The following is a 22017-nucleotide window of genomic DNA, read 5'->3' on the forward strand; positions in this document are numbered from 1 at the left end:
TGAGCGACAGATCAGGAACGTCCGCCCGGTAAAACCAACATAATTCTCAAGCCCCCCAGTTCAGATGCTTCCGCACAAACGGAACCGCCATAGGTGCTTGCGAGATCCCGCACAATCGCCAGGCCTAATCCTGAGCCGGGCGTGCGTTCGTCCATGCGGACGCCGCGTTGGAAGATATCCTCACGCTGAGCTTCGGGTAAGCCCGGACCGTCGTCCTCAATCTGTAAGAGCATCATGTCGCCGTCTGGTTCGGGCTTTATTGCCGGTTCGGGCAGACTATCGCTCGTCGCCCCTACCCCGGTCGGCGTACTGACCTGTGCTTTTACTGACACCCGCACCTCGCGGTCTGCCCACTTGCACGCGTTCTCCATCAGATTGCCCATCATCTCCTGAAGATCTTGCTGCTCGCCCCTGAATACCCAGTCACCATCAATACCGTCGAGCTTCACCCGCACGCCTTTCGCGGCATATAGTCGGGTCAATACGCGGGTCAACCCCTGCAGTACGGGAAGGACTTCGGTGCGTATGCCAAGGGTGCGAACGGCGGCCGCAGCGCGGGCACGTGCTAAGTGGTGTTCGACTTGCCGACTTGCGAGACGAACTTGCTCCGATACCAGTTTGCCGAAGGGCGTCACTTCGTTCTCTGACGCATTGGCCAGTACGGACAGCGGGGTTTTAATGGCGTGTGCGAGGTTGCCCGCCTGTGTACGAGCCCGCTGCACGATTTCATTGTTGTTAAGCAAGACAGCATTGAATTCATCGACGAGCGGCTGTAGCTCCGAGGGGAAGCGGCCCTCGATATTGTTCGACTTGCCCGCACGCACCTCGCTTAATCGTCGTCGTAGATCTGCCAATGGCCGCAGGCTGACAACCAATTGCACCACAGCAGCCGCTCCCAAGCCTAACGCCAGCAGGCCCAGAAAGATTGCCAGCATCGTACTGAACTGCGATAGGGGGGCGCTGAGCGTTTCCTCGCCACTGGCCACGATCAGTCGATATGTTGCCGCCCCCTCAGGTGGCGTAATCGTACGCACCAAGGCTAGCAGCGGACTGCCGCGCGGGTCGGCCAGCGTTTGTAATCGGCCTTCCTCGTGCTGTGCACGGTTTGCAGGCACTGTGAGGGTTTGGTCCCATAGTGAGCGCGAACGAAATATGCCTTGCTCAGGAACGGTATCCGTCGCCAGCCGGTCAATCTGCCAGTAAAGACCGGAATAGGGAAGCTGCAGCCGTGGGTCGGAGGGTTCGAAGGCCAGTGTCGCCAGACCGTACTCGTCAACGGAGAGTGACGCAATGAGCTGGTTTTCGTAGACGGCCAGTTCGGCGGCCAACTGACGTGTAAGGTGTTGCCGGAAAAGATCGGTCAGCGCCCATCCAGCTACCAGTACCGATACCAGGACCCATGCGACGGTTCCAAGCAGCAGGCGGCCGCGCAAGGAGTGGCGCAGGCGGTGTAGCGTACCCCGCATCAACCGACCTCACACAGGCGATAACCCAGCCCACGCACCGTTTCAATTGTCCCGGGTGGTAGCTTCTTGCGCAGCCGGCCAATGAAGACGTCGATAGTGTTGGAGTCGCGGTCGAAGTCTTGGGCGTAAATATGGTCGACCAGTTCGCTGCGTGATACCACTTCGCCGGCGTGTTGCATCAAAGCTGTCAGGACGCGATATTCGTGGCCCGTGAGACTTAGCGCCTGGCCGTCGACGGTCACCCGAGCATGGCGGGTATCTAACACGATGCTGCCGCAAGTCCACTTCGCACTGGCGTGGTTGCCGCTGCGCCGAATGAGCGCGCGCAGGCGTGCGAGTAATTCTTCCATGTGGAAGGGCTTGGTCAGATAGTCGTCCGCCCCGGCGTCAATGCCGCCCACTTTCTCGTGCCAGTTGTCGCGTGCAGTGAGAATCAGCACAGGCATGTTGCGTTGTTCGCTGCGCCACTTCCTCAGCACTGTCAGGCCGTCCATAACGGGCAGACCCAAGTCAAGTACGACGGCGTCATACGTTTCGATAGCGCCCTGGAAGTGCGCCTCGGCGCCGTCAGAGGCCGAGTCAACTGCGTAGCCCGCGTCTGACAAAGCATGGTGCAACTGCCCGGCCAGTGCGGGATCATCTTCAACCACCAGGATCCGCATCAGTCGTCCTCTTCTTTCGTGCCGCGCGCCTTAACGGCAATGATTTTTCCATTGGAGGCGTCGACCTTCATCTTGACGATTCTGCCCGATGCTTGCAAGAGTTTGAGTTCGTAAAGATACATGCCGTCGTCGTATTCGAACTCAATTTCCACCGGCTCACCCGGATACTCGTTTGCAACGATGTCCAGTACCTGCCGCAGCGACAGAACTTCGCCCGATAACAGTGCACGACGGGCTTCCTCGTGGTCGCTGCGGTCGTGGGACTGGTGTTTCGGGTGTTGTGCAATGCCGGCCGCGGGCGCCGCCAGTGCCGCAAAGAGCAACCCCGCGATCAGCTTGCGGCGCCTCGCATGGCGGATGCCAATGCGTGAATCGTTTGCTTTCATACCAAATCCTCTTTATGCCCATTTCGCAATGGGGAACCACTTCGGCTTCATCCCCTTATAACGGCCTTTATATGAACGGTGTATGAACGAGCGCTTCACGAAATGTTCATGAGGGCTTTTACATAATGACAGCGAGTACCAGGCACGGCCCACACGATGTTGGCACGGCAGTTTCTCACAACCTCACGGAGTGCATTATGTCTAATCGTATTAAACAATCTATCGTTATCGTGGCCCTCAGCAGTGCAGCTGTTACGGCCGGCCTGGCGTTCGCGCAGACCGACACAATATCCCCCGCAACTGCAGCCACTCCTGCACCAACAGCCATAGAATCCACGGCCGGTAGCAACCAGAAACTCCCCTGGCTCAATCTTGGGGAGGTCTATGAGCGGGTGACAGCAGCTGGTTACACCGATGTTAGTGAGATCGAACGCGAGAAGCAGGGTTACGAGGTCAAAGCTAGAGATGCGCAAGGCCGCTTTGTAAAGCTTTATATCAATCCGTTGGATGGAACGGTCATGAAGAAGAAGGTACGCGACGACGACTGATGGTGTCTTCGACTTGTTGTTGCGCCGTTTGAACCCGGTTCACCATGGAGGCTCATGAGCCTGCCCGACACGGCAGGCCGGACGCCTCCAGCTCCAACGGAGCGAGAGGACTCGCATCATGAAAACCAGACATTTTTTGAGTTTGTTTATCATCAGCCTGGCTGGCTTTTGGGCATGGGATGCTCTTTACATGCATCCTACGTCAGGTTCCTGGCCCTGGCTCGTTCAACGTTATGGCTTGTACTTGACCGGCTTGTGGTCCATCGGGCTGATGTCATTGTGCATGGTGCTGGCAACGCGGCCTGCGTGGCTCGAGGGGCCATTGGGCGGGATGGACAGAATCTACAATCTCCATAAATGGGCGGGGATACTGGCGATTCTGTTCGGCGCGGCACACTGGCTTATTAAACTTGGTGGTAGCGAACTGCGCGACCTGATCGGTCAAAGCGGTCGGCCTGCCAAAGACGTGGTGTTGTTCTTCGCGCAGTCTTGGCGTTCACCGGCAAAGGACATGGGCGAATGGGCGATCTATATTCTGCTGGCTCTGCTCGTACTCGCATTGTGGAAGCGCTTTCCCTACCGTCCATGGCGCGTGTTGCACAAGGTGATGCCGGCGATCTACCTGATACTGGTCTTTCATACTGTCGCCTTGACGCCTGCAATATATTGGAGCGGCCCCACCGGCGCACTGCTGGCGCTCTTACTCGCCGCGGGGTCTGTTGCTGCCGTGGTGTCGTTGGCGCAACGGATCGGACGGCGCCGGCAGCATCAGGGTCGTATTGTTTCACTCAATCAGCTAGGCGATGTACTTGAAGTCGTGTGCGAGCCAGGCTCGGGGTGGCGCGGACACCGACCCGGCCAATTCGCTTTCGTGACCTTTGATCGTGCAGAAGGCCCCCATCCTTTTACAATCGCCAGTGCGCCACAGCCTGGCTCACAACGGATCACCTTCCAGATCAAGGCGCTGGGCGATTACACGCGTAAACTTGCCACTCGCTTGCATGAAGGGCAGTCGGTTCTGATAGAAGGCCCTTACGGGCGCCTCGATTACCAAAAAGGGCGTACCAGCGCGGCCCAGGTCTGGGTGGCAGGCGGCATCGGCATCACACCCTTCCTGGCCTGGTTGGAGCATATACAGCGGGTGCCGCTGGAGTCGCCAGTTCAGATGCACTATTGCGTACGCGATGCAAGTAAGGACCCATTTGTCGAACGGGTGCGTGCTTTGTGCGATGCTTTGCCCAATATCACGCTGCAGATTCACGATGCCAGTCGTTCTCAGCGATTGGATGCGCACAGCCTGTTAGGCGAAGGCACGGCCAGCAACAGCCGGATGGACGTCTGGTTCTGCGGCCCAGCGGGTTTTGCAAAAAGCCTGGAAAATGGTTTGCAAGCCGTTCTAGGAAGAGGTGTACACATGCACAGAGAGGCATTTGATATGCGGTAAGGTGGGAAGCGCTCAATGTTGTCGGTTCACCAAATCAGATTTCCGACTCGGCTTCCCCTTGCGCCAGCGCCCAGGCAACGTGTTCCCGCACCACAGCGCTTTCATCGTCGGCGCGGCTAAGCAGGGCTGCGCTAAGTTCCTCAGCCTGTGTGGCGTCGGCCTGGCGCAATGCGTTGCCCAGGGCCACGGCAATATTGCGCAGCCAGCGCTCGTGGCCGATACGCCGTATCGGCCCCCCTTCGGTACGTTTGAGAAATGTGGGTTCATCCCAGGCAAATAACTCTACCAGCCGGCGGCCCACCAGCGGTTCACGTTCATCGAAGTCCGGCAGTTCCGTGGGCTGGGCAAATTTATTCCAAGGGCAGATTGTCTGGCAGTCGTCGCAGCCATAAATATGATTGCCCATTAGCGGGCGCAGCTCCTCAGGGATGGAGCCGTGCTTTTCTATGGTGAGGTAGGAAATGCAGCGGCGCGCATCGACTATGCCCGGCGCAAGGATGGCGCCCGTGGGGCAGACATCAATACAGGCACTGCAGTTGCCGCAATGCGCACTCACCGCATCGCTAGGGTCGAGTGCGAAATCCACAAAGATTTCGCCCAGAAAGAACATCGACCCTGCCTCGCGCGACAGCACCAGAGAATGCTTGCCGCGCCAGCCCAGACCGCTGCGGCTGGCCAGTTCCCCTTCCAGCACCGGGGCAGAATCGGAAAAGACGCGGTAGCCGAACGGGCCGACCAGTTCCTCAATCTGTTTGCACAGCTTCTGTAGCCGCCCCCGCACAACCTTGTGATAGTCGCGGCCTCGGGCGTAGAGAGAAACTACGCCTTCACTTGGATTATCTAAACGGGCCCGCTCGCGTTCCTGCCAGTCAGGTGCGGTGCCGCGTGGCAGATACGGCATACGTGCCGTAATGACGCTGACCGTTCCCGGCACCAGTTCGCTCGGACGCGCACGCTTCAGACCGTGCTGTTCCATATAGTGCATTTCACCGTGGTAGCCGTGCGCGAGCCACTGCAGCAACCCCGGCTCTGCCGAGGATAAATCCACCGATGCCACCCCGATCTGGGAAAAACCCAGCCCCCGCGCCCAGGCGCGGATCTGGTGTATCCATTGGCTGCTGTCGGTGCGTGTGGGGGAGGGAGGCGTCATGATCCTGTGTCTTGCTCAGGCGCCACTGATGCGCCTGTAATGCCATGGCGTTTCAGCGCTTCCTCAACGAAGCCTGATGTCTTCATTTCTTCTACAAACTCAGCCAGATAACGTGCTGCGTGTTCTCCGCGAGACTTGTGCACCCCCATCGCCTGGCGGATCACCATGAACCTGCCGGGTAACATCCGATAGCCCTTGTGTTTGTGGGCGCTGGCCTCCAGTTGCTGGCGGACACCAGCAGCGACTTCCAGGCTTTGTTCGACAAACACGTCGAATACGGCCGGGGAAGTCGGCGCCCTGACAATCTGCGCATGCTGAAGCTCGCGGCTGAGGTGCAGGTCGTAGGCGCTGCCCTGGCCCACGACCACGCGGTGGCCTGGCGCATCCACCTGGCGATTGTCTTGAAGGGGGGATGACTCGGCGACCAGGTAAGCCCCCTCGATCAAGATATAGGGGGCCGTGAAAGCAATGTTGGCCCCGCGCACCGGGTCAATGGCGAAGAAACCCACATCAGCATGGTTTTCTTCAATTACCTGTACAGAACGCGCGGCTGCCTTCACCACCACAAGTTCCAATGGCACGCCTAAACGTGTGGCAAGGGCTCGCGCCAGATCAACAGATACGCCGCTTGCGCCGTCGGCAGAGGCATCCTCGCGCGCGAGAATCGGGTTGCCCACGTTGATGGCTGCGCGCAATACGCCGTTTGGTGCAAAGACTGTTTTTATGTCGGTATTGAGTGTCATAAGAATTCCCACATGGGACAAGAATGCAGGCTTATGTTTGAGGTACCGATCATAGTAGCCGAGGTTTCCTGCCGCCGTTTAAGATCAACCCAGCCTCAATATGGGCTTGTGCCTTTTTCGATTTTGCTCTGGGGCTAATGTGGCGTAGCATCTTTTGGTTGACCACGCGCCTGTGCACCCGCCCCGTTCCTCATGGCGGGGTCAAGCGGGCAAATTTTGAATTTGAATAGGATGTTTCTATGAGTCGCACCAAGTTGTTTTCTGCTTTTGATGTCGGTGGCCTGAGCCTGAAGAATCGTATCGTCATCGCGCCCATGTGCCAGTACTCGGCGGAGGATGGAAAAACTACAGATTGGCATCTGATTCATCTTGGAAATCTTGCCTTGTCGGGCGCGGGTCTGTTGACGATTGAGGCGACGGCGGTGAGCCCGGAAGGGCGTATCAGTTATCGCGACGTTGGCTTGTATTCGGATGAGTGCGAAGCCGCGCTGGGCCGCACGCTGGAAGGCGTGCGCCGCTGGTCAGACATGCCGATTGCCATTCAGCTGGCGCACGCGGGCCGCAAGGCGTCGAGCGATTTGCCCTGGAAAGGCGGCCGGCAACTGGCGCCGCAGGACAGCAACGGCTGGCAGACCATTGCGCCGTCAGCACTGCCGTTCAATGCCAGCGACAACCCTCCGGTTGCCATGGATAAAAGCGAACTGAAGCGGGTGCGTGAGGCGTTTGCGGACGCCGCACGGCGTTCCGCGCGGTTGGGTTTCGACGCAGTGCAGGTTCATGCCGCCCATGGCTATCTGCTGCACGAGTTTCTCTCTCCCCTTTCTAATCAGCGTACGGACGAGTATGGCGGTTCGCTGGAGAATCGCATGCGGTTTCCACTTGAAGTGTTTGATGCCGTGCGCGAAGCCTTTACCGCAGATCTTCCCGTCAGCGTTCGTGTGTCAGGCACGGATTGGGTGGAGTCTGGCGGCTGGGATATTGAACAGACCATCGAGTTGTCTAAAGCGCTGGAAAGCCGGGGTTGTGCAGCGATTCACGTTTCCAGCGGTGGGCTGGATGCGGGGCAGAACATCCCCATTGGCCCGAACTATCAGGTGCCGCTGGCGCGTGCGGTTAAGGAGGCTGTGAGTATTCCAGTTGTTGCCGTGGGCCTGATTACGGATTTCGAGCAGGCGGAAGCCATCGTATCAACCGGCGACGCCGACCTTGTGGCGTTGGCGCGCACGGTGCTGTATGACCCACGTTGGCCCTGGCACGCGGCGGCTTATTTTGGTGAAACGATTGGCGTTGCACCCCAATTTTTACGCTGCCAACCGCGCCAGTTCCGAGAGCTTTTCACCCAGCAAGGGTGAGATTAGGGCGCTTGGTTAATGCAGCGATGCAGCCTTACCAGGCGCCCTTTCCATCGTGCATGCGTACAAAGCCGCGCACCAGACGGTATACATACCAGACGCCGACAGCAAACAGGATGACAAAGCCGATATACAGCCAAGTGGTAATTACGCCGATTAACGAGAACAACAATGAGAACTAGAATGTGCGAATGAGCAGGTTCATGTGTTCACTGTAGATGGTGCCCCCGAAATCCTTGCGCTTCACATAGGCCATGATCAGGCCGATCAGGGTGGGCAAACCGCCCAGGAATAGGCCCAGGGTGTACAAGCCGTACACAATCATGCTGTAGGTTTTCATCGATTTTGTGGTTTCGGAATCGATGACGTCGATGATTTCTACCTGGTCAGGTTTATTGGTGTTCATGAGTGGGTGACTAAGGGTGAGTGAATGGCGCCTTCAGATTCCAGGGCATCCAGTTCGGTTTCAGAAAATCCAAGCATATTAGCCAGGGTCTCGCGGGTATGTTCACCAAGCGTTGGCGATGGCGTGCGAATCGAGCCGGGCGTAGAGCCCAGCCGTGCGGGCACGCCGATAATACGCGCTTTCCCAGCCACCGGGTGCTCAACCTCGACCAGCGCATCTCGTGCGAGAACTTGCGGGTGATTGATGACCTCACCAAAATCGTTGATGGCGCCCACAGGAATTCCGCCTGCCAGAAGCAGTGCTTCCCATTCTTCGTAAGGCCGCTGGTAAAAGGCTTCTTGCAGAAGGGGGACGAGTGTTTCGCGGTTTTTAACGCGAGCCGCATTCGTGGCAAAACGCGGGTCGTCGCAGAGTTCCTGTAAAGACATGCAGGTGCAGAATGCCTTCCAGAGTTTTTCCGAACCGATAGCCAGGGCAATATCGCGGGTCTGGGTTTTAAATGTCTGGTAAGGCACGATGGCTTTGTATGCCGTGCCCCAGGGGCGTGGCATGTCGTTGGTGTTGCAGTAGTTAGCAACCATAATGCCCAACAACGAAAGCTGGCTTTCCAGCATGGAGAGGTCGATGTGCTGACCTTCGCCGGTGCGGTCACGGGCTTGCAGGGCAACCATGATGGCGAAGGCGGCATTCATCCCCGCTGCAAGGTCGGCGATGGATATCCCCGCCCGGGCGGGTTCGCCGTCTGCGCTACCCGTAATGCTGATCAGGCCGGCTTCTGCTTGCAGGATGAGGTCAAGCGCCGGGCGGTCACGGTATGGGCCATCCTGACCGAACCCCGAAATCGAGCAGAACACAATCTTAGGGTTGCGCTTGCGCATGGCTTCGTAGCCTACGCCAAGCCGGTTTAGCACGCCTACGCGGAAGTTTTCTACGACGACATCTGCTTTTTCGACCAGAGACAACAGGATATCTCGCCCTGTGTCGGTCTTGAGGTCGAGGACGATGCTTTTTTTGTTGCGATGCAGGCTGACAAAGTAATCGCTTTGGCCATTTTCCATCGGGTCGCCCCAGGCCCGGGAGATATCTCCGCTGGGCGGTTCAACCTTGATGACATTTGCTCCGTAGTCGGCGAGCATGGTGGTGCAATGGGGCCCGGCAAGTGCATGGCTGAGGTCGAGAACCGTGATGTGATCCAGAGGAAGGATAGGGGTGTTGTCCATTTTCAGCCAGCCCATGAACGCACTTTGCCAGTGTCGATGTGAATGAAATTGCTGCCAGGGTAGTAGCCCACCCCGCCGCGTGCCAGTTCCAGAGCTGCGTCGCGCAATTCTTTCAGGGGCACGCCCGGTATGCGCAAGTCAACAGCCTTGCCGTCCATGTGCAGACTGCGGCGGGCCACGCCTCCACCGCGCGTGGTGCGCAGGCGTTCGTTAGTGTGAGGCGCCCGGTAGCCGGAAATAATCTGGTAGGGCGACCTGACCTGTAGTGAGGTTTGCAGCGCATGCATGATGTCATACAGGGCCGGGTCCATCACGCCGACGAGCCCGGAATAATGGTCGCGCAGAAAGTGGTTCAGGTGGTTTAGAGCCTGAGGCACATATTGGCGGCCAATGGCGTAGGTCAGTTCGATTTTTTCGTGCGTATGGGTGTGGTCCATGGCCAGGTCGCGTTCCGTTGAACGGCCTAGTGTGATGGCTTTGGCAACCGTGGGGAAAGCGCAGAAAATGGCACTGCCTGATGCTGCCGACAGCAGACGTCGGCGCGTGAGGTTGGGCTTGTTTGTCATGGGTTAAGACGGACGCGCGCTGCGCAGGGCTTGGTTCAGGCGAGCATCCTGCTGATAAATATCTGGGAAAAAGTACACCTTACCACCATCTTTGACAACAACGGTACTGTAGGTGATCAGAACGGGGATGGGCTCATCGAGACGCAGGGTACGAGAGGTTCCGCGACTCATCGCCTGTTCGATACGAGCGGTGTCCCATCCGGCCTGATTCTGTAAAACGAAGCTGGCAAGCTCCACGGGCTGCTCGATTCTGATGCAGCCATGGCTGAAGTCGCGCCGCGAGCGGGAAAACAGCTGCGGGGCCGGGGTGTGGTGCAAATAGATGTTTTGGTCGTTGGGGAAAATGAATTTAATGTCGCCCAAGGCGTTGCTCGGGCCCGGGCGCTGGCGTATACGCCATTCGCCCCGTTGCACCGCATCAATGGCTTCGCCCGACAGAGTGGTGATGACGGAACCGTCTTTGCTGACGAACTCAAACCCTTGCTGGGCAAAATAAGCGGGGTCGCGGCGCAGGCGGGGCAGTGTTTCGCCGCGAGCAATAGAGGAAGGTACGTTCCAATACGGGCTGAACTCGATAAAGCGCATTTCTTCCAGGAAGATGGGTGTGCGTGTGTCGAGAGCGCGGCCCACGATGACCCGCATTTCCAGGTCGAGCTCGATACGCTCCCCTTGCTGTTCATAGGCCCGCAAAACGAACTCCGGTACGTTGACCACAATCATTCGTGGCCCGTACAGCAGCGGTGTCCAGCGCAGGCGTTCAAGCGTCAGCGCCATTTGTTCTACCCGCTGAGCGGGCGACACATTCAGTTGTTCCAGAGTGGCCGGGCCAATCAGGCCGTCGGCTTCCAAGCCGTGGCGTGTCTGGAACTGGAGGACGGCGAACACGAGCTCGTTGTCATAGCGTTCGCCCGGCACAAAATCTTCCGGCAGGTCTCCTAAAGCGGCTAGCCGTGCGGCGATCAACTCCAGGCCTTCATAGCTTTCCCCCGGTTTGAGCGAGCGCGCGGGGAGAGCCGGCAACGGCGTGTTCCATGCGGGGTGATCGCTCATGGCCTGATATTCCAGCATGGTTGAGCGTATCGCTTCGTACATGGGGATTTTTGGTTGGGCTTCTGCCAGGGCGTCGGACAGGCGGCCGCTCAGGCGGGCTTGAACCAGATAGTTGTAGGCGTCGAAGCGTTGTGTACGCGGTGCCTTGAACCGGTGTTTGAGCGTTTCCGGGCTCAGCCGGCCATGGTTCATATCCAGCAGGTAGTGTTCAAGCGCAGCGCTCAGGTCGGCGTTCAACTGAGCTTCTGTATCGGGGGGTGCCCCGTTTTCCGCCGCTTGCAGAAAGCCCCTGGCCAGCGCCTGGGTTCGGTAATCCTGCGGGTTCAGGCCTTGCGATGCGGCATTGGCCAGAGTGTCCAGCGCCACCCATACGTCGCTTGACGGTTTAGCGTCGACAAACCAGGAAGGCATGTCGGGCTTGGGTGCGATGGTTTCGACCACAGATTCCCGGAGCACTGGCGCCGTTTCAGTGCTTTGGCCCAAGGCTGTTGCCGGGGTGTGTAGCGCACAGGCTGCGATTAAATTGAAAAACAGGGTGGCAACACGCCGGAGTGTAGTCATGGTCGGTCGAGCTTCCCTTGTAAGTGTGCGCGTACGGTAGGCCATTCGCTGTTGATAATGCTGTACACGTAGGTGTCGCGTAGCGTGCCGTTGGGCGAACGCTGGTGGTTGCGCAGGACGCCATCCAGTTTGGCACCCAAGCGTTCGATGGCGCGGCGGCTGCGATGGTTGAAGGCGTGAGTGCGGAACTCCACCGCCAGGCAGTGCAGGTGTTCGAAGGCGTGGCCCAGCAGCAGGAGTTTGGCTTCGGTGTTCAAAGGCGTCTTCTGAACACTCTGTGCATACCAGGTTGAGCCGATTTCCACACGCGGGCTGACGGCGTCGATATTCATATAGGTGGTCATCCCGGCGATACGGCCGCTGGCGGTCTCGATGACGGTGAAAGGCAACATGCTGCCCGCCCTTTGCAACCCCAGTCGACGCTCGATTTCGGCTTTCATATCTTCAGGACGGGGGATGAGCGTGTACCAGAGTTCCCAGAGCTTGCCGTCCTTTACCGCCTCGATCAACCCCTTTTCGTGCTCTAAAGCCAGTGGTACCAACTCAACATGCTGCCCTGTCAGCGTGACAGGTTGAATGGGGGGATGCGCTGTGCTGACAGAGGGAAGGCGTGTCGGGTGTGGCTGCGGAGGCATGGCGTGTTTCCGAGTAAGGTCCGACAGTCGAGTTTATGCGATGTGGGTAGCGAAGTGGCAGCGTCAAGGGCTGGTGTTAAGTAACTAGGTAAGCATATAGCCAAAAAATATAGCGTCATTATGCGACGCCTGGCTGGCTTCCGTTAGACTACGTCCTCCTTAATGTTTCAACATTGGAGATATTTCCAAGATGTTCGCTGCACCCCGCTCTTTGAGCAAAAAGATTTTTTCCGGCATTGCTGGGGCCCTTCTTCTGGCCGCCAGTCAGGCTGTTTCAGCTGCCTGGCCCGAAAAGCCCGTTACGTTGATTGTGCCTTACCCAGCCGGAGGCGGTGCCGACACCATTGGGCGCTTGGTGAGCGAGAGGTTGAGTGATCGACTGGGGCAGCCAGTCATTGTGCGTAATGTGCCGGGTGCGGGCACGCTGGTGGGCGCGCGCGCCTTGCTGCAAGCCGAAGCCGATGGCTATACGCTGATGCTGGCACCTAACAACCAGCTCACCATGTTGCCCCACCTGAATGAGAATGTGGATTTCTCCCCGAACGATGATTTTGCATTCATCACCCAAGTGGCCTCTATCTTCTACTTCGTTGCCGTGCCGGCGGATTCTCCCTTGCAGTCGCTCACTCAGTTGATCGATCAAGCCAAGAAGGAACCGGGCGCCTTGAATTATTCCTCTTGCGGCCCCGGCTCGGGCTGCAACGTGGCGGGTGAATACTTTAAGTCTCTGACGGGCACCGATATTCTTCACGTTCCCTACGCGGGGAGCGCCGCCGCGGTGACAGCCATTCTGGGCAAGCAGGTGGATGTGGCTTTTGATACGGCGGCTGCGCTAACCAGCCAGATTCAAGCAGGCAAGATCCGGGCGTTGGCGATTGCCGAGCCTGAGCGTTGGTCTGTGGTTCCCGAGGTTCCCACTGCGGTGGAACAAGGAGTGGATGAATTTCTGTTCGCCAACTGGCAAGGGCTGGTTGCACCCGCGGGTACGCCTGAAGCGGTCATTGAGCGGGTAAATGCCACATGGCGCGAGATCTCAGAAGCACCGGAAACGGCGGAAGCATTCAGTGCGCGAGGCTTAGGGCTGCGCTACAGTACCCCCGAGAAGTTTGCCGCTGATGTACGCGAAGATCTTGTTAAATGGGGCGAGGTTATTCAAGACGCTGGTATTCAGATCCAATGAACGAAATCGATCATGACGCTTTGGTTGTCAGCCCGCAGTGGCTGGCGGCCCGGCTGGGAAAGCCGGGTGTACGCATCGTGGATTGCTCCACGTGGATGCAGCCCAACCCTGTAGGCGCTTCCACCATGACTTCTGCCCGGTCACATTGGGCGCAGGCGCATTTGCCGGGTTCCGTGCATTGGGACTTGGTTGAGGATTTCTCCGCTCAAGAAGCGTGTTATCCATTTACGCGGCCTGCAGCCAGTGAACTGGCTGCCTTGCTCAGCCGCAGTGGCATTGCGCCGGATGACCATCTGGTGCTTTACGGAGCGCGGCACCCGAATATCGTGACTCGGGCGTGGTGGGTGCTACATAGCATGGGCGTGGAGCGAGTCTCTGTTCTGGATGGCGGGCTGGAGTACTGGCAGCAGTTGGGTTTGCCGCTGGATGCGGTAGAAGTGTCCTGGCCCGCGACTAACTGGGGGCCGGAGGATTTCACGCCTGCTTGCCTAGCCGATGCTGCGGCTGTGCAGCGGGCCCTGAACGGAGAGGCTGTGTTGGTGAACGCATTGTCGGCAGCACAGTTTGTGGGAGACCCGAACTCGCCCCACTATGGGCGGCCGGGCCGTATTCCGGGCAGCCTATCTCTACCCGCTGGGGCCATGCATGAGGAGGGCCGCTTCCTGGCGCCGGCAGCTGTTCGCGAGGCCGCTATTGCGGCAGGCGTGCCAGAAGACCCCAATACTCCCATTATTACGTATTGCGGGGGCGGGCTGGCGGCGTCCAACACATACTTGTGCCTGTTGAGGGCGGGTTGGGTCAACCTAAGCCTTTACGACAATTCCTTGCTGGAATGGTCGGCTAACCCCGACTTGCCAATGACCTGCTGAGCTAGGGTGATACGGGGGCCGGGTAAACCGCGCCCCGCTGCTTTTACAGCAGCTTCATGCGCTGCATCTTGCCCTTAATCGGGGTTTCGCGTAGCCGGGGGAAGGCGCGGTGGGCGATATTGCGGTCAAGTGCCACATACGAGACTTGATCGGTGATGCTGATTTTGCCGACCTGCTCGCGTGTCAGCCCCCCATCGCCGGTGAGGGCGCCCAGCAAATCACCGGGGCGTAATTTGGCCTTTTTACCGCCCAACACCAGCAAGGTTCTCATAGGCGCCCGGGCAGGCCGCGTTCCTGCCTTGAGGCGCGGTAGGGCTTGCCAGTCCAGCGGTTGATCCTGATGCTTCTCAATTCGGGCCGCGACATGTTTTTCATCTGCGCTGCACAGGCTTAGGGCCAGCCCGCGTTCTTGCATGCGCCCGGTGCGGCCAATCCGGTGGATATGCACGGAAGCGTCACGCGCCAGCTCCACGTTCATCACCATGGGAAGGGCGGGGATGTCCAACCCACGTGCGGCGACATCGGTGGCTACCAGCACATTGCAGCTTTGGTTGGCGAACTGGGCCAGCACATCGTCGCGATCGCGCTGTTCTTTATCACCATGCAGGGCCAGGGCGCTGAAGCCCTCGTGGGCGAGATAGGCTGCCAGATCTGCACAGGCCGCCTTGGTATTACAGAACAGCAGGGCGGATTCTGGTTGGAAGTATTGCAAGAGCGCTGCCGCGGCTTCGAAACGCCTGGCCTCTTCAATCTCGTAGAAATATTGTTGAATCTGGCCCGCTTCATGTACGGCATCGACTTTGACCATTTCTGGCTGTTTTAGCAGCAGGTCGGCATCCCGGCTGATGGTGTCGGGATAGGTGGCCGAAAACAGCAGGGTTTGCCGCTCTGGAGGGCAAGCATTGGCAATTTCCAGAACATCGGCGAAGAAACCCATGTCGACCATTCGGTCGGCCTCGTCGAGCACCAACGTATGCACGGTGGATAAATCGAGGCTGGCGCGATCCATGTGGTCCAGCAAGCGGCCGGGCGTACCCACAATAATGTGAGCGCCGTGAGCCAGCGATTCCACTTGAGGCTTAGCCGGGGCGCCGCCGGTCAGCGTCAGCACTTTGATATTGCCGGCGGCGCGCGCGAGGCGCCGCAGTTCGGTGGCGACTTGTTCAGAAAGCTCTCGTGTTGGGCAGATGACCAGTGCTTGAACGGAACGGCGTTCCGGGTTCAGACGATGCAAAATGCCCAGGCCGAACGCTGCCGTCTTGCCACTGCCTGTTTTGGCCTGCGCAATGAGGTCTCGGCCTGCCAGGATAAGCGGCAGGCTTTGCTCCTGAATTGGCGTCATGGCGGCGTAACCCAGTTGTGCCAGGTTATCGAGTTGAGCCGGGTGGAGCGGCAGGGTGGAAAAAGCGGATGAGGTCACGGATTCAGGCCATGCAAAGTTGAATGGAATAGTCTAGCCGATCAGCCCTGCCGTCAGGTGCGCTCACCCGCCATAATCTGACCTGCATAACGGTTTATGCGATGATCATGCTGCACCGCTCCCGTGTGGGGCATTCTGCAACCGTAACCCTAAAAGGAAGAGACTATTATGAGTATCGGGTCTGAGTCGTCTGAGAACGTCGTGAACCAACAGAACCATGAACACTGCATTTTCTGCCGCATCGCCGCAGGTGAAATCCCTGCCCATGTGGTGTATGAAGATGATCAGATCAAGGCGTTTCTGGATATTATGCCGATCCGGCCCGGCCACGTGCTCATTATTCCCAAATCGCACCACGACTATTACGACGATTTGCCGCCCGAACTGGCCGCCGCCATTGTGCAGTTGGGGCAGCGTTTGGGCAAAGGGATGAAAAAACTTTACGGCGTGGAACGGGTGGCCTTCTTGTTCACAGGAACGGATGTTTCACATGTGCATGCCCATGTGGTGCCCATGCATGAAAAAACCGACATTACGTCGCCCATTTATATCGAGCAGCAGCCGTTGAGCTTTCGCTTGGCCCCTCGCGTTGACGACGATGAGTTGCGCCAGACGGTGGCCGACATCAGCGCACAGTTAGAACACAATGTCACTACGATGTAGCAACGAAAATCAGGAGCGCCGCATCGCGCATCTGGATATGGATGCCTTCTATGCATCGGTGGAGTTGCTGCGCTACCCGGAATTGCGCGGCCTGCCGGTGGTGATCGGTGGCCGCAGCGCTACGCGGCCCGGGGTGGCGCCCGATGGCACGCGCTTGTACTCTCGTTTGGGTGACTATGTCGGCCGAGGGGTAATCACCACCGCTACGTACGAAGCGCGGGCCTTGGGCGTGCATTCCGCCATGGGGCTGATGAAGGCGGCCAGGCTGGCACCAGATGCCATTTTGCTGCCTGCTGATTTCACGCAGTACCGCTTATATTCGCGCCGTTTCAAAGAGGCAGTGGCGTGCATCGCCCCACAGATAGAAGATCGCGGGATCGATGAAATCTATCTGGACCTGACCGGCCTTGAGCAGGACAGCTTATCGCTGGCGCATGCCTTGAAAACTGCGGTGCGTGAGGCGACAGGCTTAAGCTGTTCTATCGGAATTTCACCGAATAAGCTGTTATCCAAGATCGCGTCTGACCTCGATAAGCCGGATGGCATCACCCTGATTGGCGAAGGTGATCTGCAAGCGCGTATCTGGCCGCTGCCGGTGGGCCGCATCAATGGCATTGGCCCCAAGGCTCAGGCAAGGTTGGGCGAAATGGGCATACACACCATTGGTGAGCTCGCAGGCACGCCGTTGCATGTGCTGGTCACGCAATTCAGCGAACGTTACTCGCATTGGTTGCTGGAAGCGGCCCATGGCCGGGATGATCGCCCCGTAGTCGTGGAATCCACCCCCAAATCGGTCAGCCGGGAAACCACCTTTGAACGCGATTTACACGTGCAGCGCGACCGGGTGGAGCTGGGCCGAATCCTGGATGGCCTGTGCGAGCGCGTGGCTGACGACCTCAGCCGTAAATCGCTGGCGGGGCGCACCATAGGCGTGAAGGTGAGATTCGAGGATTTTCGTACCGTGACCCGAGACTTGACCTTGCCGCAGGCGATTACAGAAGCGCCTGCTATTCGTCAGGCTGCAGGCCTGTGTTTGAAACGCATCCCCATGGAGCGCAGGCTGCGTTTGCTCGGCGTGCGGGTTGGGGCCCTGGCCCTGCCTGGCAAGGGAGACGACAGTCTGGAACCCCACGACTTGCAGCTGGATCTGTTCTCTTGAGCTGCTGAGCGCCAGGCGTCGCCCTTAGAGATCGAGTACCGCTTCGAGTCGATCACCCACGCTGAGCACGGTATCTTCTCGTGCACCCGCCATGACCGCATTCACGCCAAAAAGAATGCCCGCTTCGAAGTTCCGATAGCTGCGCAGCGTAGTCATGGGCTCGTTGCCGAATTCGGCCGTTGCCGGGTCCACGTTCGGCATACTGCATCGCGTGCAACGCTTGACCAAGGCGAAGGTTAGGTCTCCCAGTTGCAAGTGGCTGACGTAATCTTCTTCATAGGCGGCCAAGCCCTGAATAACTATATTTGGCCGAAAGCGGTTCATCCCGATGGGTGGGTGATCACGGGCGGCGAGATGATGGTTGAGGTCTTCCAGTGAAGCTTGATTGGTGATTAGTAGGGGGAAGCCATCCGCAAACCCTACGAGGTGCTCGTTGGGGAACTCCGTTTGGACCGGGTTGCGCTGCTGCCAGAGTGCCACCCGCTCAGGGTCTGCGAGGCGGCGGGCGTATTGGTGCACCCGAACGAGGTGGCAGGGCTGGCCGAGGTAGTCGCTGAGCCAGCGGGCGGCCATATCGCCTTCGTCCTGACCAAGAGTTCCACTATCCCAGATGCGGATGGGAACAGGAGGAACTGAAGATTCAGAGTGTTGCAGGCTAATGCGCAGGGTGGGCATGTCGGGTGCGTTCAGGAACAAGGCGGTCGCATCGAGCGAAGGCTGGATCAGTGCCATTTCCGGGCGGGTGCGCTGTGTCATGAAGTTGCCGCTGCTATCCACCACCACCCATTCGCGGTCATGCGCCAGACCTGTTGCGGATACGCCCACCTGAGTGTGGGTGATGCTGCCGCAGGACTTGACAGGATAAGTGTGCAAGGAGAGGATGCTGATGGTCATCGGGGTCTCATTCCAGGGGGGCCTTATGACTCGACTCCGGCATGATAGCGCGCCCGCGCTAAAATTTTGTCCGGCGCCACAATTTGGTGGCTATTCTTATTGTTACAGGAAATTGATATGGAATTTGATCGGGCGGGGATGAATGCGCTGATGGATATCGTCGCGCGTCCGGAACTGGTGTTTGTGCGCGGCGAAGGTTCGTGGATCGAAGACCACAACGGCAAGCGCTATATGGACTTCATCCAGGGCTGGGCCGTCAACAGTCTGGGGCATTGCCCGCCTTCCGTCCGACGAGCGCTGGAAGAACAGGCAGGGCAGATTATCAACCCGTCGCCCGCTTACTTCAATGGGCCGTCCATGGCTTTGGCAAAGCGCATTACGGGGGCATCGTGTTTCGACCGGGTGTTTTTCGCCAATAGCGGGGCGGAAGCCAACGAAGGGGCTATTAAGCTGGCTCGCAAATGGGGGCAGTTGAACCGCAAGGGTGCGTACAAAATCATCACCATGGAAAACAGCTTCCATGGGCGTACGTTGGCCACCATGTCGGCGTCGGGCAAAGCAGGCTGGGATACTTTGTTCGCGCCTCAGGTGCCGGGTTTCCCCAAGGCTGTGCTGAACGATCTGGATTCCGTGAAGGCGCACATCGACGACGAAACCGTAGCCATTATGCTTGAGCCTGTTTTGGGTGAAGCTGGGGTGATGCCGGCCACACGCGAGTTCATGCAGGGCTTGCGCGCGTTGGCCGACGAACACGGCCTGCTGCTGATTGTCGATGAAGTGCAGACTGGCTTCGGGCGTACCGGCACGATGTTCGCTTACGAGCAATCCGGCATCGAGCCCGACATCATGACACTAGGCAAAGGCATTGGCGGCGGCGTACCGTTGGCGGCGCTGTGCGCCCGCGAATCGGTGTCCTGCTTCGCTCATGGCGATCAGGGCGGCACCTATAACGGCAACCCGCTCATGACAGCCGTAGGCACTGCTGTGTTCGACGAACTCATGGCTGATGGCTTTCTCGAAAGCGTTCGCCAGCGTGGCCAGCAGTTGTCCGAGGGCTTGCTGGCTCTCTCGGAAAAATGGGGCTTGAAAGGTGAGCGCGGCTCGGGCTTGTTGCGTGCTTTGATGCTGGACCGCGACGAAGGCCCGGCCATTGTGCAGGCCGCCATGGCCCGCACGCCGGAAGGCCTACTGCTGAATGCGCCGCGCCCCAACTTGCTGCGTTTCATGCCCGCTTTGAACGTGACCGAAGAAGAAGTGGCTTGGACGCTTGCGCGTCTGGACGAGATCATCGCTCAGGTACGCAAATAGCCGCAGTATTCGTTGCATTGTAAAAAGCCTGTGTCACATGCTGGGAAGCTGTGACACAGGCTTTTTTTATTGCCGGGGGTTTGTGCCCCGGCCCCACGTGTGGCGGAGTGCTTAGGCCGTGGCGTTGGCTTTGGCCACCTGGCGCCATTTGTGCAACAGAGGCTCGGTGTAGCCGTTAGGCTGTTCCAGGCCCTTGAATACGAGGTCGCAAGCCGCTTTAAAAGCAACGGAAGTCTCAAAGTTGCCCGCCATGTTCTTGTAAAGCGGGTCGCCGGCGTTCTGGCGATCCACCACGGCAGCCATGCGCTGCATGGTTTCCATCACCTGTTCCTCGGTAACGATGCCGTGGCGCAGCCAGTTAGCCATGTGCTGGCTGGAAATGCGCAAGGTAGCGCGGTCTTCCATCAGGCCGATGTCGTGGATGTCCGGCACCTTGGAGCAGCCCACGCCTTGGTCGATCCAGCGCACAACATATCCGAGTATGCCTTGTGCATTGTTGTCGAGTTCTTGCTGGATTTCTTCCGCAGACCAGTTGGTGTCGGTGGCGACCGGCACGGTCAGGATGCCGCGCAGCAGCGGCTCGTTGCTGCCTTCCATGGAAAGCTGAATGGCCTGGACATCCACTTGGTGATAATGCAAGGCATGCAGTGTCGCGGCAGTAGGTGAAGGAACCCAGGCGGTGTTGCCGCCTGCCTTCAGATGGCCGATTTTCTGTTCCAGCATATCAGCCATGAGGTCGGGCATGGCCCACATGCCCTTGCCGATCTGTGCATGGCCGCGCAGGCCGCAAGCCAGGCCTGTTTGAACGTTGTTGCGCTCGTAGGCGTCGATCCAGGCGGTGCGCTTCATGTCGCCCTTGCGCACCATGGGGCCTGCTTCCATAGAAGTGTGCATTTCGTCGCCGGTGCGGTCGAGGAAGCCGGTGTTGATGAAGGCGACGCGCTCGCGGGCGGCGGCAATGCAGGCTTTGAGGTTGACGCTGGTGCGGCGCTCTTCGTCCATGATGCCCATTTTGAGCGTATTGCGCTCCAGGCCCAACATGTCTTCTACACGGGTGAACAGCTCGTTGGCAAAGGTGACCTCGTCGGGGCCGTGCATTTTCGGCTTGACGATGTAGACCGACCCGGCGCGTGAGTTCTGACGGCGCTGGAGATCGTGGATGGCGATCAGCGACGTCACCACGGCGTCCATGATGCCTTCCGGTATCTCGCTGCCGTCTTCCAGCAAGATGGCGGGGTTGGTCATGAGGTGGCCGACATTACGCACCAGCATGAGGGATCGGCCGGGCAGGGCGTGTTCAGCGCCGTCCAGACCGGTGTAAGTGCGGTCCGGGTTGAGTGTGCGGTTGAAGGTTTTACCGCCCTTTTCTACCGGCTCGGACAAGTCGCCTTTCATCAGGCCCAGCCAGTTGCGGTAGGCCAGGGTTTTGTCTTCGGCATCGACGGTGGCGACGGAGTCTTCGCAATCGATAATGGTGGTGACCGCCGCTTCCAGAACAACGTCCTTCACGCCTGCAGCATCTTGGCTGCCAATGGGGTGGTTGCGGTCGATCTGCACCTCGAAGTGCAGGCCGTGGTGGCGGAACACAATGGCTTCGGGGGCGTCGGGAGCGCCGCGATACCCTTGCAACAGGGAGGCATCGGCAAGCGTGGTCGTGGTGCCGTCTTGCAGCGTAACCTGCAGGCGGCCATCGGCGATGCGGTAGCCCGTGGCATTGGCATGTGAGCCATTTTCCAGGGGAATGTTGTCGTCGAGAAAGCGGCGGGCGAAGGCAATGACTTTTTCGCCGCGAACGGGGTTGTAGCCGCCGGCGCGCTCAGCGCCATCGGTTTCGGGAATGGCGTCGGTGCCATACAAAGCATCGTACAAGCTACCCCAACGCGCGTTGGCCGCATTCAGAGCATAGCGGGCATTGGTAACTGGCACGACCAACTGGGGCCCGGCTTGCTGGGAGAACTCGGCGTCAACCTTGTTGGTGGCAAGCGATACGCTGGCGGGTTCTGGTTGCAGGTAGCCGATTTCCCGCAGAAAGTTCTCGTATGCGTCGGCGTCGGCAATGGGGCCGGGGTTGGCGCGGTGCCATTCATCAAGGCGTGCCTGAAGTTGATCGCGCTGTGCTAGAAGCTCGCGGTTGCGCGGGGTGAGTTCGTGCGCGATGGCATCGAAGCCAGACCAGAACGCGGCGGCATCGACCCCGGTTCCGGGTAGGGCTTCGGATTCAATGAAATCATGAAGTTCCTTGGAAACCTGGAGCCGATGGAGGGAAATACGTTCTGTCATGGTAAGCCCTTGTTAGAGAAATAATAAAAATGGCGAGGCCACTTGGCATGTCTCT

At 58.7% G+C, this 22017-nt stretch carries 22 protein-coding genes; 8 read left to right on the forward strand and 14 right to left on the reverse strand.

All coding sequences use genetic code 11. The annotated features are described in order from the left end of the window. Positions 1–11: 11 nt before the first annotated feature. The 3 genes from VRY85_RS00440 to VRY85_RS00450 are packed head-to-tail and all read right to left on the reverse strand — an operon-like array spanning position 12 to position 2514. Complete coding sequence (locus tag VRY85_RS00440; RefSeq protein ID WP_414596622.1) at positions 12–1466, reverse strand: sensor histidine kinase; 1455 nt, start codon at positions 1464–1466, stop codon at positions 12–14. Next, on the reverse strand, positions 1466–2128 hold the full coding sequence (locus VRY85_RS00445; protein ID WP_414596623.1) for a response regulator transcription factor: 663 nt from the start codon (positions 2126–2128) through the stop codon (positions 1466–1468). Before VRY85_RS00445 ends, VRY85_RS00440 begins: the two co-directional genes overlap by 1 nt. Further along, positions 2128–2514, reverse strand: coding sequence for a PepSY domain-containing protein (locus VRY85_RS00450; protein WP_414596624.1), 387 nt, complete (start codon positions 2512–2514; stop codon positions 2128–2130). Before VRY85_RS00450 ends, VRY85_RS00445 begins: the two co-directional genes overlap by 1 nt. Before the next feature lie 197 nt (positions 2515–2711). On the opposite strand from VRY85_RS00450, the gene VRY85_RS00455 reads away from it, so the two are divergent. Further along, positions 2712–3062 carry a PepSY domain-containing protein gene (locus VRY85_RS00455; RefSeq protein WP_414596625.1) on the forward strand — a complete coding sequence of 117 codons (351 nt, stop codon included), beginning with the start codon at positions 2712–2714 and terminating at the stop codon, positions 3060–3062. A gap of 118 nt (positions 3063–3180) precedes the next feature. Further along, on the forward strand, positions 3181–4506 hold the full coding sequence (locus VRY85_RS00460; protein ID WP_414596626.1) for a ferric reductase-like transmembrane domain-containing protein: 1326 nt from the start codon (positions 3181–3183) through the stop codon (positions 4504–4506). Positions 4507–4540: 34 nt separating this feature from the next. Here VRY85_RS00460 and queG read toward each other — a convergent pair whose 3' ends face one another. Together queG and VRY85_RS00470 are read right to left on the reverse strand one after the other, a co-directional pair. After that, positions 4541–5605, reverse strand: coding sequence for a tRNA epoxyqueuosine(34) reductase QueG (gene queG, locus VRY85_RS00465; protein ID WP_414596907.1), 1065 nt, complete (start codon positions 5603–5605; stop codon positions 4541–4543). Positions 5606–5652: 47 nt separating this feature from the next. Next, on the reverse strand, positions 5653–6399 hold the full coding sequence (locus VRY85_RS00470; RefSeq protein WP_414596627.1) for an ABC transporter substrate-binding protein: 747 nt from the start codon (positions 6397–6399) through the stop codon (positions 5653–5655). Between the two features lie 239 nt (positions 6400–6638). Between VRY85_RS00470 and VRY85_RS00475 the strand changes: the two genes are divergently transcribed. Next, positions 6639–7751 carry an NADH:flavin oxidoreductase/NADH oxidase gene (locus VRY85_RS00475; protein ID WP_414596628.1) on the forward strand — a complete coding sequence of 371 codons (1113 nt, stop codon included), beginning with the start codon at positions 6639–6641 and terminating at the stop codon, positions 7749–7751. Positions 7752–7785: 34 nt separating this feature from the next. On the opposite strand, the gene VRY85_RS00480 is transcribed toward VRY85_RS00475, so the two are convergent. From VRY85_RS00480 to VRY85_RS00505, 6 genes are read right to left on the reverse strand one after another with little or no spacing between them, the layout of a single operon-like run. Then, positions 7786–7923 (reverse strand): hypothetical protein, encoded by a 138-nt coding sequence (locus tag VRY85_RS00480; RefSeq protein WP_414596629.1) that lies wholly within the window; start codon positions 7921–7923, stop codon positions 7786–7788. A gap of 6 nt (positions 7924–7929) precedes the next feature. Next, a complete protein-coding gene (locus VRY85_RS00485; RefSeq protein WP_414596630.1) occupies positions 7930–8157 on the reverse strand; it encodes a hypothetical protein in 228 nt (75 codons plus the stop codon). Beyond that, positions 8154–9392: a CaiB/BaiF CoA transferase family protein gene (locus VRY85_RS00490; protein ID WP_414596631.1), complete on the reverse strand. Its 1239-nt coding sequence runs from the start codon at positions 9390–9392 to the stop codon at positions 8154–8156. The genes VRY85_RS00485 and VRY85_RS00490 overlap by 4 nt, the downstream gene beginning before the upstream one ends. Beyond that, positions 9380–9943 carry a YcbK family protein gene (locus VRY85_RS00495; protein ID WP_414596632.1) on the reverse strand — a complete coding sequence of 188 codons (564 nt, stop codon included), beginning with the start codon at positions 9941–9943 and terminating at the stop codon, positions 9380–9382. Before VRY85_RS00495 ends, VRY85_RS00490 begins: the two co-directional genes overlap by 13 nt. Positions 9944–9946: 3 nt before the next feature. Beyond that, the gene (locus VRY85_RS00500) at positions 9947–11554 is read right to left on the reverse strand and encodes a L,D-transpeptidase family protein (RefSeq protein WP_414596633.1); all 1608 of its coding nucleotides are present in this window, start codon (positions 11552–11554) and stop codon (positions 9947–9949) included. After that, entirely contained in the window at positions 11551–12189 is a 639-nt protein-coding gene (locus VRY85_RS00505; protein ID WP_414596634.1) for a GNAT family N-acetyltransferase, read from the reverse strand. The genes VRY85_RS00500 and VRY85_RS00505 overlap by 4 nt, the downstream gene beginning before the upstream one ends. Before the next feature lie 190 nt (positions 12190–12379). Between VRY85_RS00505 and VRY85_RS00510 the strand changes: the two genes are divergently transcribed. Continuing rightward, a complete protein-coding gene (locus VRY85_RS00510; protein ID WP_414596635.1) occupies positions 12380–13369 on the forward strand; it encodes a Bug family tripartite tricarboxylate transporter substrate binding protein in 990 nt (329 codons plus the stop codon). After that, the gene (locus VRY85_RS00515; RefSeq protein ID WP_414596636.1) at positions 13366–14238 is read left to right on the forward strand and encodes a sulfurtransferase; all 873 of its coding nucleotides are present in this window, start codon (positions 13366–13368) and stop codon (positions 14236–14238) included. Before VRY85_RS00510 ends, VRY85_RS00515 begins: the two co-directional genes overlap by 4 nt. A 43-nt stretch (positions 14239–14281) precedes the next feature. Here the strand turns inward: VRY85_RS00515 and dbpA are convergent, their stop codons facing one another. Beyond that, positions 14282–15658, reverse strand: a complete 1377-nt coding sequence (gene dbpA / locus VRY85_RS00520) for an ATP-dependent RNA helicase DbpA (protein WP_414596637.1) — start codon at positions 15656–15658, stop codon at positions 14282–14284. 168 nt (positions 15659–15826) lie between these two features. On the opposite strand from dbpA, the gene VRY85_RS00525 reads away from it, so the two are divergent. Then, complete coding sequence (locus VRY85_RS00525) at positions 15827–16321, forward strand: HIT family protein (RefSeq protein ID WP_414596638.1); 495 nt, start codon at positions 15827–15829, stop codon at positions 16319–16321. Continuing rightward, a complete protein-coding gene (locus VRY85_RS00530; RefSeq protein WP_414596639.1) occupies positions 16305–17480 on the forward strand; it encodes a Y-family DNA polymerase in 1176 nt (391 codons plus the stop codon). The genes VRY85_RS00525 and VRY85_RS00530 overlap by 17 nt, the downstream gene beginning before the upstream one ends. 24 nt (positions 17481–17504) lie before the next feature. On the opposite strand, the gene VRY85_RS00535 is transcribed toward VRY85_RS00530, so the two are convergent. Further along, a complete protein-coding gene (locus VRY85_RS00535) occupies positions 17505–18374 on the reverse strand; it encodes an MOSC domain-containing protein (protein ID WP_414596640.1) in 870 nt (289 codons plus the stop codon). A 117-nt stretch (positions 18375–18491) separates the two neighbouring features. On the opposite strand from VRY85_RS00535, the gene VRY85_RS00540 reads away from it, so the two are divergent. Further along, on the forward strand, positions 18492–19682 hold the full coding sequence (locus VRY85_RS00540) for an acetylornithine transaminase (protein WP_414596641.1): 1191 nt from the start codon (positions 18492–18494) through the stop codon (positions 19680–19682). A gap of 111 nt (positions 19683–19793) precedes the next feature. Here VRY85_RS00540 and VRY85_RS00545 read toward each other — a convergent pair whose 3' ends face one another. Further along, the gene (locus tag VRY85_RS00545) at positions 19794–21962 is read right to left on the reverse strand and encodes a malate synthase G (RefSeq protein WP_414596642.1); all 2169 of its coding nucleotides are present in this window, start codon (positions 21960–21962) and stop codon (positions 19794–19796) included. Positions 21963–22017 lie beyond the last annotated feature (55 nt).

Source organism: Achromobacter sp. F4_2707 (assembly GCF_047501535.1).
Classification (GTDB): domain Bacteria; phylum Pseudomonadota; class Gammaproteobacteria; order Burkholderiales; family Burkholderiaceae_B; genus Yanghanlia.

Bases quoted from the DNA above. Each gene is read 5' to 3' on its own strand.
- VRY85_RS00505 (WP_414596634.1), bottom strand. From the start codon at position 12,189: ATGCCTCCGCAGCCACACCCGACACGCCTTCCCTCTGTCAGCACAGCG.
- VRY85_RS00525 (WP_414596638.1), top strand. From the start codon at position 15,827: ATGAGTATCGGGTCTGAGTCGTCTGAGAACGTCGTGAACCAACAGAAC.
- VRY85_RS00450 (WP_414596624.1), bottom strand. From the start codon at position 2,514: ATGAAAGCAAACGATTCACGCATTGGCATCCGCCATGCGAGGCGCCGC.
- VRY85_RS00540 (WP_414596641.1), top strand. From the start codon at position 18,492: ATGGAATTTGATCGGGCGGGGATGAATGCGCTGATGGATATCGTCGCG.
- VRY85_RS00485 (WP_414596630.1), bottom strand. From the start codon at position 8,157: ATGAACACCAATAAACCTGACCAGGTAGAAATCATCGACGTCATCGAT.
- VRY85_RS00445 (WP_414596623.1), bottom strand. From the start codon at position 2,128: ATGCGGATCCTGGTGGTTGAAGATGATCCCGCACTGGCCGGGCAGTTG.
- VRY85_RS00470 (WP_414596627.1), bottom strand. From the start codon at position 6,399: ATGACACTCAATACCGACATAAAAACAGTCTTTGCACCAAACGGCGTA.
- VRY85_RS00545 (WP_414596642.1), bottom strand. From the start codon at position 21,962: ATGACAGAACGTATTTCCCTCCATCGGCTCCAGGTTTCCAAGGAACTT.
- VRY85_RS00440 (WP_414596622.1), bottom strand. From the start codon at position 1,466: ATGCGGGGTACGCTACACCGCCTGCGCCACTCCTTGCGCGGCCGCCTG.
- VRY85_RS00495 (WP_414596632.1), bottom strand. From the start codon at position 9,943: ATGACAAACAAGCCCAACCTCACGCGCCGACGTCTGCTGTCGGCAGCA.
- VRY85_RS00460 (WP_414596626.1), top strand. From the start codon at position 3,181: ATGAAAACCAGACATTTTTTGAGTTTGTTTATCATCAGCCTGGCTGGC.
- VRY85_RS00475 (WP_414596628.1), top strand. From the start codon at position 6,639: ATGAGTCGCACCAAGTTGTTTTCTGCTTTTGATGTCGGTGGCCTGAGC.
- VRY85_RS00455 (WP_414596625.1), top strand. From the start codon at position 2,712: ATGTCTAATCGTATTAAACAATCTATCGTTATCGTGGCCCTCAGCAGT.
- VRY85_RS00535 (WP_414596640.1), bottom strand. From the start codon at position 18,374: ATGACCATCAGCATCCTCTCCTTGCACACTTATCCTGTCAAGTCCTGC.
- VRY85_RS00500 (WP_414596633.1), bottom strand. From the start codon at position 11,554: ATGACTACACTCCGGCGTGTTGCCACCCTGTTTTTCAATTTAATCGCA.
- VRY85_RS00510 (WP_414596635.1), top strand. From the start codon at position 12,380: ATGTTCGCTGCACCCCGCTCTTTGAGCAAAAAGATTTTTTCCGGCATT.
- VRY85_RS00530 (WP_414596639.1), top strand. From the start codon at position 16,305: ATGTCACTACGATGTAGCAACGAAAATCAGGAGCGCCGCATCGCGCAT.
- VRY85_RS00490 (WP_414596631.1), bottom strand. From the start codon at position 9,392: ATGGGCTGGCTGAAAATGGACAACACCCCTATCCTTCCTCTGGATCAC.
- VRY85_RS00515 (WP_414596636.1), top strand. From the start codon at position 13,366: ATGAACGAAATCGATCATGACGCTTTGGTTGTCAGCCCGCAGTGGCTG.